Source organism: Ruegeria sp. AL12, from assembly GCF_056540885.1.
Window position 1 is genome coordinate 26,139 of record NZ_JBQFXN010000011.1, and the last position, 13,257, is coordinate 39,395.

At 54.8% G+C, this 13,257-nt stretch carries 10 protein-coding genes; 6 read left to right on the forward strand and 4 right to left on the reverse strand.

Going from position 1 to position 13,257, the window contains the following annotated elements; all coding sequences use genetic code 11:
- From ACR0C6_RS19055 to ACR0C6_RS19065, 3 genes are read left to right on the forward strand one after another with little or no spacing between them, the layout of a single operon-like run.
- Nucleotides 1-1,542 carry a GumC family protein gene (locus ACR0C6_RS19055; RefSeq protein ID WP_171331829.1) on the forward strand — a complete coding sequence of 514 codons (1,542 nt, stop codon included), beginning with the start codon at nucleotides 1-3 and terminating at the stop codon, nucleotides 1,540-1,542.
- Nucleotides 1,543-1,573: 31 nt separating this feature from the next.
- Nucleotides 1,574-2,407: a CpsD/CapB family tyrosine-protein kinase gene (locus ACR0C6_RS19060; RefSeq protein WP_171331828.1), complete on the forward strand. Its 834-nt coding sequence runs from the start codon at nucleotides 1,574-1,576 to the stop codon at nucleotides 2,405-2,407.
- Nucleotides 2,388-3,272 (forward strand): glycosyltransferase family 2 protein, encoded by an 885-nt coding sequence (locus ACR0C6_RS19065; protein WP_171331827.1) that lies wholly within the window; start codon nucleotides 2,388-2,390, stop codon nucleotides 3,270-3,272. Before ACR0C6_RS19060 ends, ACR0C6_RS19065 begins: the two co-directional genes overlap by 20 nt.
- A gap of 59 nt (nucleotides 3,273-3,331) precedes the next feature.
- Here ACR0C6_RS19065 and ACR0C6_RS19070 read toward each other — a convergent pair whose 3' ends face one another.
- The gene (locus ACR0C6_RS19070) at nucleotides 3,332-3,868 is read right to left on the reverse strand and encodes a VPLPA-CTERM sorting domain-containing protein (RefSeq protein ID WP_171331826.1); all 537 of its coding nucleotides are present in this window, start codon (nucleotides 3,866-3,868) and stop codon (nucleotides 3,332-3,334) included.
- Nucleotides 3,869-4,500: 632 nt separating this feature from the next.
- Between ACR0C6_RS19070 and ACR0C6_RS19075 the strand changes: the two genes are divergently transcribed.
- The 3 genes from ACR0C6_RS19075 (at nucleotide 4,501) to ACR0C6_RS19085 (ending at nucleotide 7,911) form a co-directional block, all read left to right on the forward strand.
- Entirely contained in the window at nucleotides 4,501-5,211 is a 711-nt protein-coding gene (locus ACR0C6_RS19075) for a methyltransferase domain-containing protein (RefSeq protein ID WP_171233828.1), read from the forward strand.
- Nucleotides 5,212-5,395: 184 nt separating this feature from the next.
- A complete protein-coding gene (locus tag ACR0C6_RS19080) occupies nucleotides 5,396-6,889 on the forward strand; it encodes a hypothetical protein (protein ID WP_480620690.1) in 1,494 nt (497 codons plus the stop codon).
- Nucleotides 6,886-7,911 (forward strand): glycosyltransferase family 2 protein, encoded by a 1,026-nt coding sequence (locus ACR0C6_RS19085; RefSeq protein ID WP_171331823.1) that lies wholly within the window; start codon nucleotides 6,886-6,888, stop codon nucleotides 7,909-7,911. The genes ACR0C6_RS19080 and ACR0C6_RS19085 overlap by 4 nt, the downstream gene beginning before the upstream one ends.
- Before the next feature lie 37 nt (nucleotides 7,912-7,948).
- Here the strand turns inward: ACR0C6_RS19085 and ACR0C6_RS19090 are convergent, their stop codons facing one another.
- The 3 genes from ACR0C6_RS19090 to ACR0C6_RS19100 all read right to left on the reverse strand — a co-directional run bounded on the left by ACR0C6_RS19090 (nucleotide 7,949) and on the right by ACR0C6_RS19100 (nucleotide 12,751).
- On the reverse strand, nucleotides 7,949-8,758 hold the full coding sequence (locus ACR0C6_RS19090; RefSeq protein ID WP_171331822.1) for an FkbM family methyltransferase: 810 nt from the start codon (nucleotides 8,756-8,758) through the stop codon (nucleotides 7,949-7,951).
- Between the two features lie 64 nt (nucleotides 8,759-8,822).
- The gene (locus tag ACR0C6_RS19095; protein ID WP_480447504.1) at nucleotides 8,823-10,790 is read right to left on the reverse strand and encodes a hypothetical protein; all 1,968 of its coding nucleotides are present in this window, start codon (nucleotides 10,788-10,790) and stop codon (nucleotides 8,823-8,825) included.
- A 473-nt stretch (nucleotides 10,791-11,263) separates the two neighbouring features.
- Nucleotides 11,264-12,751 carry an NAD(P)/FAD-dependent oxidoreductase gene (locus tag ACR0C6_RS19100; protein ID WP_480447505.1) on the reverse strand — a complete coding sequence of 496 codons (1,488 nt, stop codon included), beginning with the start codon at nucleotides 12,749-12,751 and terminating at the stop codon, nucleotides 11,264-11,266.
- Between the last annotated feature and the right edge of the window lie 506 nt (nucleotides 12,752-13,257).

Below are 13,257 nucleotides of genomic sequence, written 5' to 3' on the forward strand. Positions count from 1 at the left end.
ATGGGCCCGGTTCGCTATTACTTTTCCATTTTCCTGAGACGGTTTCCGTATTTTCTGATCGTCGCCCTGATCGTGTCTGTAGCGTCATTCATTGTCGCTAGAGCGTTGCCTGCCACGTATGTCTCGACGATGCGCCTTATTGTTGAATCGCCTCAGATTCCGGGCAATTTGGCTGCCAGCACCGTCACGACACCTGCAGCGGAACAGCTTCAGATCATCGAACAGCGCCTGCTGACCCGTCCGACCCTTCTGGAAATCGCGCGCGAGTTTCAGGTTCTGCCCGACCAGGATGAAGCAAGCCCCGATCAGGTTGTCAAAGCCATGCGCAAGAACACCTCGATCTGGATTTCCAGCGGTCTCAATCAGGCCAATCTGATGACAATCAGTTTCGAGGCGCGAACCGGTCCGATCGCAGCTGGTGTGTTGAACGCGTATCTGACCGAAATCCAAAAGCTGGACGTCTCGTATCGCAAGGAGCGCGCGACCGACACGCTGGCCTTTTTCCAGCTGGAAGTTGATCGCCTGAGCAACGAACTAAGCAGGCGCAGCGCCCGCATTCTCGAGTTCAAGAATGATAATTCCGATGCGCTCCCCGACAGTCTGCAGTTCAGGTTGGCTCAGCAAGGGGCATTGCAAACCAATCTTGAACAAACGGATCAGCAGATATTTTCCCTCCAGGCCCAGCGGGAAAACCTCATAAGCATCTTCAGCTCGACGGGTCAGGTTGTCGGGGTTTCGCCGCAAAACCAGACCCAGGCACAGCAGCAACTAAGTCTGTTGCAGACTCAGCTCGACAGTCAACTCGTGGTCTATTCCGAGAGCAGCCCGCAGATCAAACTGCTTCGCGCAAGAATCGAAAAGCTTGAGCAGGTTGTCGCTGCCGAACAAGCAACAGCCCCGACGCAACCTGACGTACAGACGGGCAATTCGTCCCTTGACCTGCAGCTGGCGCAGGTCGACTCACAGATTGTTGCACTCGAAGACCAACGCCGCGTGCTTCAGGACCGGCTTGACGCACTCACCCTGACGATTGATCAGACCCCGGCCAATGCCATCACGCTTGCAGAACTGCAGCGCGAACACGACAATATTCAAACCCAATATAATGTCGCGGTCAGCCGGTTGGCCGAGGCCTCGACCGGAGAACGAATCGAGGTCACGTCCCAGGGGCAGCGTATTTCCGTCATTGAACACCCGTCCACGCCAACCGAGCCGTCCAAGCCAAACCGATTGATGATCGCCGGAGGGGGCGCTGCCTTTGGCATCGCACTGGGGCTGGGGCTTGTGGTTCTGCTGGAGATCCTAAATCGGTCCGTACGTCGCCCCGAAGATCTGATCAGCAAGCTTGATGTCTGGCCGATCGCCACGATCCCCTATGCCCCCTCACGTGGCGAAGTCATCATACAGCGAACCGTTTGGGGTGGGATCATATTGGCCATTCTGATCGGGGTTCCCGCAGCAGTCTGGGCCGTGCACATCTATTATCTGCCCCTCGATCTTATTGCAGAGAGAGTCATGGATAAACTGGAGACATTCTGGTGAGCATTGTTTCGATTGATTTGGTGGAAATGTAATGGACCGTCTTCAGCAAGCGATTCAGAAAGCGCGTGAAGAACGCAACAGCCGGCAGCAATCTCAACCCGTGTCGGCTACAGAAGCTCGGCAGCCCCCGGCACAGCAAGTAAGTGTCGATGAAGATATCTGGCTGGCTGTACCAGAGATAAAGATCGAGAAACACCTTATCTCTCGCAACCGTTTGATGTCATTCTATGGGGGCGCAGATGCATCACCTTATGACATGTTGCGCACCAAGATGCTGCAGCAGACTCTCTCCAATGATTGGCACCGGATAGCGCTGACATCCCCGTACAGCGGATGTGGCAAAAGCACGACGGCCGCCAATCTGGCCTTCAGTCTGGGGCGGCAGGAAGAGCTGCGCACGATCGTGATAGATTTCGACATGCGGCGCAGGGGGTTGGCCGAGATCCTGAAACAAACCGGTAGCCACAGCATGGCAGACGTCATTCAAGGAGCGGTCCCGTTTCGCGAACATGCTGTACGTTATGGCAATAACGTGATCTTCGGACTGAATTACGCATCCACACGCAACCCGGCGGAAATCTTGCAGAGCCGACGGGCAATTGAATTTCTCGAACAGCTTGAGGCGGATTACAAACCCGACGTCATTCTGTTCGACACGCCCCCCCTGATGATGAGCGATGACAGCCACGGCTTTCTCAGGAACGTCGATTGTGCCCTGCTTCTGGCTGCCGCCGAAGAAACCAGCATTGACCATATTGACGTTGCCGAACAGCAACTGGCGGAACTGACCAGCGTCATGGGGATCGTGCTGAACAAATGCCGATACATCAGCGGGACATTTGGCAATGAGTACGGATACTACTGATACGGCTCCGGCCGATGCAGTGATCATTCCCCATTACAACGATTTGCCCCGGCTGGAACGATGTCTTCTTGCCCTGAGAGAGAATGATCTGACGGCAACTGAAATCGTTGTCGTTGACAACAACTCTCCGGTTTCGCTGGATACGATGCGCCAGGCCTTTCCCGAGGTGCATTTCGTGGTGGAAACCCAAAAGGGCGCGGCCCATGCCCGCAATCGCGGAGCTGCAGAAACCAGAGCGCCCCGACTGTTTTTCATTGACGCCGATTGCGTACCCGCGCCGGACTGGTTGAGCGTCGGGCGTCAGGTCGCGGATCAGGCCGATCTGATTGGTGGCCGGGTAGATGTCTTTGACGAAACCCCACCCCCGCGCAGCGGCGCAGAAGCGTTCGAGGCTGTTTTTGCATTCAACTTCCGCAGGTATATCGAGGTTCAGGGGTTTTCCGGCGCCGGCAACCTGCTGACCCGACGCGATGTGTTCGATGCGATCGGCGGGTTCATCAACGGTGTCTCGGAAGATCGGGAATGGACCATGCGCGCGGTCGCGCGCGGTTATAGCCTGATCTACCGGGACAACTTTCGTGTCAGCCATCCATCCCGGCAGAATTGGCCCGCGCTCAAGGCCAAGTGGCGGCGCACGACACAAGAGGCATATCTGCTGCATGGCACCAACGCCGCCGCGCGCATGCGGTGGGCGATCCGTGGGTTGGCCATGCCAGCCAGTGCAATTGTGCACACCCCGAAAATCCTCAGAAGCGACAAGCTGTCCTCGGCGGGCGAAACCAGTCGGGCGGTCATCACATTGTTCCGGCTCAGATGTCAGCGGATGATCTGGATGTTGCGCCAGGCGGCAGGTGGCAACATCTGATCAAAAGAAAAGGGACCGCGAAACGGCCCCTTGTCCTGTTCGTCAGGTTTGTGTGTCGCTCAGGCGGCCTTGCGGCGACGCGTCAGAGCCAGACCACCAAGCGCGGTCAGAAGCAGCAGACCACCGGCGGGTAGCGGAACTGCAGCCACGTCAAAGTCAAAGCTGATCGGACCACCATTCGTCGTTGCTTGCGAATTCGCCCAGCTGAACACAAGGTTCTGGCTCAGGGAGTTCGGGCTTACGCTGCTGAACAATGTGCTGAGCGTGGTCTGTATACCACCCAGAACCGCTGTACTCGCCAGAACGTTGCTGGGGTTCGCTGCGTCGACCCAGCTCATGGTCAGACCTGTGAACGCACCCAGTACCCGAATGGTAACCGACGCATTCGCTACTCCAATGAGCGGATCAATCGGCGATGTGAAGTTGACTGAATACGAGCCAGGCCCACCGAGTGTGGAAACAGATCCGATAAAGGCCGTATCAGATTTAATGTCATAGCTGCCGCCTGCCGTTACCGAGGTCAGCGCACTGGCCGATCCGGCCATCATCACAGCAGCAACAATCCCTGCCGCCATCATTTTTAAACTTCTAAACATACAAAGTCCCACCTTTGATTTTTATACACACAACCCGCTCGAAATCTCGGCAGGGCACCTACTGCAATCATTAATAATTCATTTCTATTTGATTGCGAAGGATTTTTCTCAGAATTGTGGCTTTTTATGGGCACAAACGCCCATTGACCGGCACAATGGATGTCTAAGTTACCGTTTGTTTCCCTATCGTGAACCAGAATCACCCCAATAAGGCGAATCTGCGTCTGGAGAACATACCGACTTTCCGGCGATTCCGAGCGTTTTCACACTGCACCAAGCATAATCCGAACCGGTTCGGGCGATGCAGAACCAACCCCGATCACTCTGTCATGAAATGCAACCGGCACGCCCTTTCACATGACGGGCGCCCCCGCTCTGCGCAAGGCGAGAAACAATACAAGCCATTTCAGCGCACTGTCTACTTTCAGCCCGGCACAAGGGCCCTGCGGGTCGCAACAGAAGGGAAAAAGGCCACAAACCCGGGTTCCACCATATTTATTCTTCGACGGTCCGAAAGTTTCGTGTAGCTTTGGATTGTTATTGTACTTAGTTCAGGCACGCATTTTCAATCGGAAGCCCTTGTTTAGCCGTTTGTCCATTGTGCCTGCCTATTTAGCGAGGAGACATTGCGCATGGGCGTTGGCCAGAACATAGCCGCTGAGAATGCGAACTGGACCTTTGGGGGCAGTGTTCCCGATACGTTTGTTGACCACATCAAATTGTCTGTTCCTCTTTATGAAATGGGTCACGGCCTGATCTGTCAGGTTTCCGATTTCTTCGTCCGCAATGACAGTCTCTGCTATGAAATCGGCACATCGACCGGGGAGTTGATCCGCAAACTGGCAGAACATAATGCAGGAAAGCCTGACGCACGCTGGATCGGGATCGATGTCGAACCTGAAATGGTGAAGGTCGCCGAAGCTCATTGCGCGGATGTCCCGAACATTTCCATTCTTCATGACGATGCCCGTCATATGGAGATGGAAAAGGCGGACATGATCGTCAGCTATTATACAATGCAGTTCATCCCGCCCCGGTACCGGCAGGAACTGTTCACCAAGATCTACAACACCCTGAACTGGGGCGGTGCGTTTGTCATGTTCGAAAAAGTCCGGGGGCCGGATGCGCGGTTCCAGGATCTTGTGACTCAGCTCTACAACGAATTCAAAATCAGTAACGGATTCTCAAGCGAGGAAATCGTCGAAAAGGCGCGCAGCCTGAAAAGCGTGCTGGAGCCGTTTTCCACCCAGGGCAATCTGGATCTGCTGGGCCGGGCCGGTTTCAAGGATGTGATGAGTATTCAGAAGTATATTTGTTTTGAAGGTTTTCTTGCTATCAAATGATTGCTTAGCGCGATTTTGGGCGGTGGCCACAGTGGAATTCGGCCCCACAGCCCGCTGGACGGAGGCAGCCAGGAACGCTGATGAACACGTCTGTTTCAAATCTCAATGACACGCGCCCGGACATCAGGCCCAGTCCAGGCGTGGCTGCATCCCGCAAGCCCAGACCAAATGCTGCGGAAATGACATGAGCGTATCGGCACCTTCGGACAAACTGGCCTTTCAGACCCGGTCGGCCCTGCTGGCCACGCTGGCGGTTCTTGCCTGCCTGTCCGTGTTTCTGATCAACGGCGGCCCGCTCTATTATTTCGACACAGGCAGTTATATCCGGCAGGGCAGCGTGGCCCTCAACAGTCTTCTGCCGCCGGTGAACGAAACAAGCACGACGGGTGGCACTTACACCGCAGATGACGACGGGACTGCAACCGGCTCCCGCTCGCTGATCTATGGCCTCATTATAGCTACGTTTTTTCGCGCCGACGCCCTTTACGCTGTTCCGGTCATCCATCTGGCTGCCACGCTTTTTGCGGTCTGGATGTTGGCGCGGACGGCGGGCCGGTCTCTGGGCGGTACGCAGAACACAATGCTGATGACCGCAATCCCGCTTCTGGCGGCGGCCAGCACCTCTTTGCCGTTTTACATCGCCTATATGATGCCGGACATATTCGCACCAATTTTCCTGATCGCGACTGCGGCGCTCACCGCCTTTGGGCAGACAATGCGCCTCTGGGAACTTTTTCTGATCTCAGGGCTGGCTCTGTTCTGCATTGTGCTGCATCCGTCGCATCTGGCGATCACAGGTCTGATGATCCCTTTTGTCGCCCTGACGGCTCTGGGTCGCAGGATGCCGGGGCGCTGGCGCGCAACGGTCCTGATGGTGATGCTCCTGACGCTTGCGGCGGCCGAACGCAAGGCCTTCCAGATTACCGTTGAAGCCCAGATGAACAAGGAAGTTGTCTATACCCCGCATATCACTGCGCGGCTAATCGTTGACGGGCCGGGGATGGACTATCTGAAGGATGTCTGCCCGGATGCAAGTATACCAACCTGCGCGCTGTATGAGGCGCTTTCATGGTCGGACGACCCTTACAGACTGACCGCATCCCATATCATTTTCGAGCGCTCTTCTCGGTTGGGATCGTTCCGTCTGCTGTCGCCGGAGAAGCAAAAACAAGTGGCGCTGGCACAGGGGGACTTTGCCAAGGCAGTCTTCCTGTCTAGGCCGATTGCGACGTCTTTCGCATTGGCCAAAAACGGCTATCATCAGATTATGCGCTACAGCATCACCATGACAATCCCGACGGATGTGGAATTGACCAACGCGCGCACGCTGGCCCGCCTCGACGAGGCGCAGTACGATTTGATTCAGAAAGGGAACCTGGCCTGGGACAGGGGCTGGATAGAAACGGCCGATATCGTGCACGGCATGATCTATGCCGTCTCTTTTGCCTTTATCGTTTTCATTCTGCTGCGGCCGGGTAGTGTGTCGCGTGACATGAAGCTGTTTGCGCTGTTCATCCTGATCGGAATAGCGGTCAACGCTCTGGTCTGCGGAGGAGTATCACAACCCGCGGATCGTTACGGCGCGCGCGTGATGTGGTTGTTGCCCTTTACGGCGGCCTTTCTTTTCCTTGTTCAGCGCTCAGGCGCTTCGCGTATCATTGCCGGAGATCCTTCGTGAGTTCAGATCAACCCCTTTCCATCAGCGTGGTCATGCCGGCCTACAATGCCGAACATCTGTTGCCGCGCGTTTTGCCGCCATTGATTGAAATGCTGAATACCGGTCAGGTGCAGCAGGTTCTGGTGGTGGATGATCAATCCCCCGACGGCACCGCGGCGCTGGCACGGGAAATGGGCGCAACCGTTCTGACCACGCCCGTCAATGGCGGGCCAGGGGCTGCGCGCAACCTGGCCGCCCAGCAGGCCACGGGCGATATCCTGTGGTTCGTGGATTCCGATGTCATCGCCTGGCCGGACGGGCCGGATCATATTCGCCGGGCGATGTCCGAAGACAATGTGGGCGCCGTGTTCGGATCCTATGATGATGCCCCGGACGGGCAGGCCTGGTTTTCACGCTACAAGAACCTTCTGCACCGCTATCACCATCAACGCGCCCGCCGCGAGGCGCGCACCTTCTGGGCCGGGTGTGGCGCCATCCGGCGCGACGTGTTTCTTGAAGTCGGTGGCTTTGATGTCAAAACCTATGAGGTGCCTTCGATCGAGGATATCGAACTGGGTTACCGGATCGCGGCCACCGGCAGACGTATCCTGGTCGAGCCGCTTTTGCAGGGCAAACATCTGAAGGTCTGGACCATCCGCAACAGCCTGAGCACGGATATCTTCTGCCGCGCCTTGCCCTGGGCCCGGCTGATGATCTCGCGCGAGGGGTTGACCGATGACTTGAACACCTCGATGGCCGAGCGGACACGGGCCGCAATCGCCGGGCTGTTGCTGCTGTCGCTTCTGGCCCTGCCGTTCTGGCCGGGAAGCTGGCCTTTGCCTTTTGTGTTACTGGCCGCGGCCTTTGTCGCCAATCTGGATCTGGTGCGCGCCATGTCCGGGCATGGCGGGCCGTGGTTTGCGTTCAAATGTCTGCTCTACCACCAGGTCTATTACGTCTATTCGGCCACCATCTATGTCTGGTGCCTGTTCGAATATCACATGCTGGGGCAAAAGCAGAAACTGCGTGTCACGCGGAACTAGAGACCCGCGTGGCGTGACCGGGTCTTGAAGACAATAATCAAAATTGCTTTGCTGGCAATTGTTCAAACGGTAATTTTTCGACCTGATCGAAACGTGGATTTCGCTCATGGACATAGAACGTGTCGTAGAGCGAGTTACGTACAAAATGATAGCCGTTGACAAACAGCAGTTCATTTAGCTCTGGTGTCGGGCGTTCAATTGTCATTGCTAGAAAACGGTATTTGTCGAAAGGAAAATCACGCAGTATCCGTGTTTCTGATCCTTCGACGTCCAAGCTGAAATAGTCGATTTCTTTTGGCGCCTTGTAACGATCGAATACCTCATCCAACGGCACCGCTTCAACTGTAACTACTTTACCTTTCTCCCGAAACTTGGCCAGTTTCGAGGCTCGGCGTTCGTTCATATTGTCGGCCTCATCTACCAGCAGGCTACTGCGTTGACCGTCAATCATGAATTCCAACTGGCCGGGTTCGGGGTCAACGGCCAACGGAACCGGAGTTGCCGTGCGCTGGTGCCAGTTGGTAATTCGGTGATAGTTGACGGGGTTTGGTTCGATCAGCAACCCGGTCCAGCCATAATGCTTTTCCAGAACAAACGTGTTGGAATCCGAAAATCCGTCAGCCGCGCCAAGCTCAACAAAGAAACCATTGCGCTTGCCATTATAAACTTCGTTGATCACCCACATATCCTGCCCCCGGTCCGAAACCCGTTTGGGCAAGTAGCCAAGATTCTTCATCGCAAAACGGCGACTTAAGTTTCGAGAGCTGACCACGCCGATATACGCAAAATAGGCAGGTTTCTGGAGGAACGGGTATGTTTCAACCAGTTTGGTAAGATTCTGCTTCATAAAGTTCTCCACTTAACAGCCCATTGTCATTGCCCGGGCAATTACATAATTCCACAGCTGCCGGCTATCTTAGTCCGACGACCCTCGCGATGTCCCACACTGGATACGGGGCCTCACGCGCACCGCGTCCGAAAATGATGTCAAACGGCACATGATAGACTGGTGCGATACTGATCGGCTGATCGGTATTGCGCAGATCGCTTTCGTAAATTGCGCTGTCCCGCGTCACCAGCACCCAGTCGTCGACCGTATCGCCAATTATGCTTTCACCAGGGTGCAACGGCGTATCTGTCGCTCGAATAAAATAATCCGCCGCAGTATCTTTAAGTGTTGGCATCCTGGCATGTACGTAAACCGACAGTGCCCCGGCCATGTAGCGTTCTTCTAGCTCTGCCTCTGTCCAGATGGGCGGGAAGGCCTCGTCGATCAGTGTCTGTACCGCGTTGATTTCCTCCGCATCGGGAAATGTCCCAGCTTCGACTTCGAACTTGATTCGATCGGCCAGATTTCGGGTCAGAGTGAAAGGGCGCAGCGTTTCAGGCCAGCTGATCCAGAGACTGACCGCCAACCCGCTCAATGCGCAGACAAGAGCTGGCGTAGGGGCCGCCTGAACCAGACGCAGACGCCAGAACACGATCAGCGGTATGATCATGGCAGGCGTGAAATGATGCGGCAGAATACGGTAGGCCTGTATATGAAAGAACAGAACATAGGCAATAACAGATAGCGTCAGCGCCTTGGACAACTTGTCTTGCCAAGGCCAGGCAAGCAAGGCCAAACCAGGCAAAATTCCGCTGGGTAACAACCAGAACAGAGTACGTTCAGTTTCAAATATCGTAATGAAGCGTAGGCGGTTTAAGATGCTGTCGGTATTGAACTCTGTGGACTGGTTCATCACTCCGAACCGCCCCAACAGCATTTCGAACAGCGATGCCAAAATCAGAATGGCCAGAGCAATCCCCCCTCCAATGATCACCTGTCGGATCGGAAAAGGGCGGGTTAGAAGAAAATAGGATATCAGAAAAAATCCGATTAGAAGAAGACCGTTCGGCGCGGTCAACAAACCCAGCGTTGATACAGCCGCCATCCAGCCGAATTTCTGTTCGCTAAAAAACAAGATATAGCCCAATACGCCCAGCAAGATCATCGGCTCGCGTGCCATAGGCAGAGCAATATCAGCAAAATACGGATTGTAAGATGGGTTGAATGCCATCACGAAAGAAAACAAAAGCAAGGCTAGGCCTAACCCAAGCACCGCCTGCATGCCGCCGTCTGTCTTGGCGGGGCGAACAAGGGCCAGCATAACGCCGAACAGGATCGAAATACCTGGCAGATAGGCAAGGCGAATAGAAACTTCATACGGCCCGAATATCCGCATAAACCCGGCTTGCATAAATGTCTCTGTCATCATTTTGGGGGTTGGGTACCCTCCGATTGCACCAGAGTCCGGAGGCCAGAATGGCAGGCCCCTGATAATAAACAGCATTGCGTTCAGAAAGCTGTGCGCGCCGTCGTCATTCAACACCTCCCAATAGAATTTCGGAGACATCAGCAACAGCACAGCCAGAGGTAGCAGGATCATACCGATAATATCCCAGCTTTTGCCCCGAAACATCTGTGGCTCAAAAAAATGTGCGGGGAACAAGTAAAGGCTCAGCAGGCAAAGCATCAGGATCAGTAAAATAAAGGCTGTTTCCGTCATCTGAATGCCACTGACAACCTGAACCAGCGCCGCAATAGCGGGGACACCGAACAGGGAAAGCGTAAACCCTTTAAGCAACCAGTGCTCAAACCGATCGCTGGGCGTGCGGACAGCCCATGCTAAAATCAGCCCCGGGGCCAAAAAGAGCGCGGAAGCGGACAAAGCGACCAACGGAACCCAGATGTAAAGAAACAACGCCTCATCCGTCACGAAATAAGGGGACGCTCCATCTGCCAAGGCAGCCTTTGCAGACAATGTTGCCGCAATATCCTGTCCGGCCAGTAAGATACCGGCCAATACAATAAGAAACAAAGAAAGGCGAAATACCATCACGTCTTATATAAACTCGTTAAATATAGTAGGTGAAAATTAACCGATGACGGATATCCCGTTGTCCTGCTGAATACCGTTCCTTTAAACCACCAACTTGTTGATAACATGCAAGTCATGTTGCTTTGTCAGTTTTTTCTGAATGAGTGAATTACACCTGCAATGCGACATCAATACGGCAAATTAAGCAGCATTGGCGATCCAGTGAAAACAAAAGGAGCAGGTTCAATATCCGGCGTCAGAGTTGGCCTCAGCGATGAGAAAGAAAAATCCTAGTCTGTTTTCAATGCCGGATTGCACAGATGACATCCTGCACGGGAACAGGCCTTGAATTGTACGCCGTGCAAGATCGCACGGCACACCCAATCTGTGAATCAGAGCAGGCGTGTACCGGATCACCAGCACTATCCTGGTCAGTGTCACCTCCGATTATCTGGCAGCGGAAAAACCGCTGATATGATCAATAACCCAGTTCAGAGCGCCGCTCTGTTACTAAGTTTGTCTGAAGACGTCTGGTTCTTTTTCTTGGGCTTAGCTTCAAACTCTTCATGATAAGAGCGCTCAACATTGACATCCCAGACGTCATGATCCTCGCCCAGAATATTGCGCGCGGCGTACATCGCCGACAGCATGGAATGATCCTGGTTGTTGTAGCGGTGCAGACCATTGCGACCCACGGTCTGGAAGTTTTCCAGCGTCTTCAGCCAGCCGCTGACCGTGTCCAGGGCGTCCTTGTATTCACTGTCATAGACCGGATAGGCCTTGGGCTGCCGGATAACCGCGTGGTCGATGACATCGCTGGCCTTGGCCAGACCCAGCTTTTCAAGCTCTTCACTGGCGAGATGCCTGAGATCCTCGTCACTTGACGACCACAACCCGTCACCTTTCTGGCAGAAATACTCCATCCCGATCGACGCGGTGTTCTGATCGGGCAGCATTTCCGCGGACCAGGCGCGGAAATTCTGGATGCGCCCCACCTTCACCTGCGGGCTGTGGATGTAGATCCAGTTGTCCGGGAACGGGTCCGCGTGATCCAGGATCAGGGTCACGATCAGGAAATCACGATACCGCAGACGGTCTGCCGCCTCGACCACCTCGGGTGGTGGCGGCGGATCAAAAGCATGGATCAGATCACGAACGGCCATCGAATTGACGAACTCTTCGCCCTCCACCCGCTCGGTGTGTTTTTCGCCATCTTCAGTCCAGTGGCGCACATCGATTGACGTGACGCGATTGCCATCACGGTTCACCTGGATCACTTCGGAATGGGTTTCGACCGAGCCCCCCTTTTCCCGGATCAGGTCGCGGGTCTTTTCCCACATCATGCCGGGGCCCAGGCGGGGATACTGGAATTCCTCGATCAGGCTGGCGGTGTCATTGGCCCCGGAAATCGCGTTCCAGACCGCCTTGGGCAGGGACAGGTTCTTGATCCGCTGCGCGGCCCAGTCGGCCCGGATTTCCGACGGCGGAATACCCCAGACCTTCTTGGTGTAGCTGTGGAAGAAATGCATATAAAGCCGCCCACCAAAGCGGTTGATGACCCATTCTTCGAACGTGTCTTCCTGCGGCTTGGGCCGCAGCTTCCATTTCACGAAGCTGCCGATGATCTTGTAGGTCTCGTAGGGGCCGATATTGCCCAAAGCGTTGAAGATACGCAGCGGGTAATCGTAGAATTTGTTGCGGTAGAAGATGCGGCTCAGGCGTTGCACGGTGATGAAATCATCCCCCATCACCTCGTGCCACATATCCTCGACTTCGCGCACCTTGGTGAAAAACCGATGCCCGCCAATGTCGAAGCGATAGCCTTTGTGCGTTTCGGTTCGCGAGATGCCACCAACCATGTCCGAGGCTTCGAACACCCGGGGAACATGCGTGTCGCTCAGTTTCTGAAGTTCATAGGCTGCTGTCAGCCCTGCCGGACCACCACCAATGACGACAACGGGAACAATATCTTTTTTCAAATCACTAACACCCATACCAAAACACTGACCTAAAGCTACAAGAGGTTATCCGAGATTCACAACAAAATCCTGTCAGTTCCCGAAACGGGGCTCCTGCGCTTTGAGTTCCACCCCTTCCGTGTAGAAAAATCAACCATCCGGTTTGACGAACCGCACTCGCGTCCTTCTTTTCAAATCGATGGCAGGCCCGAACCGGGTCGCCTGTGCCCAAAGCCGGTTCCGGCTTTGCGAAACCGACGGCCTTTCACACCGCCCGAAACAGCACGCGTTTTCCACAATGCCCTGAAACATAACGATGATTACTGACGGTCACAGCCAACCAAAACTCCCCGCCCGGAAGCGAAACATACATTGGATCCATACACCTCTTGCCCGGCGCCTGACCTGGACCATGACCGCTTTTTTCAGGCTGCGTCTGTGATGTCCTTCACTGTATCGGCGGACCGAAAGGGCGCATCAACAATGCTGTGACTTTTCTCGCATTGTGTATGGTTGAGCGTCAGAGC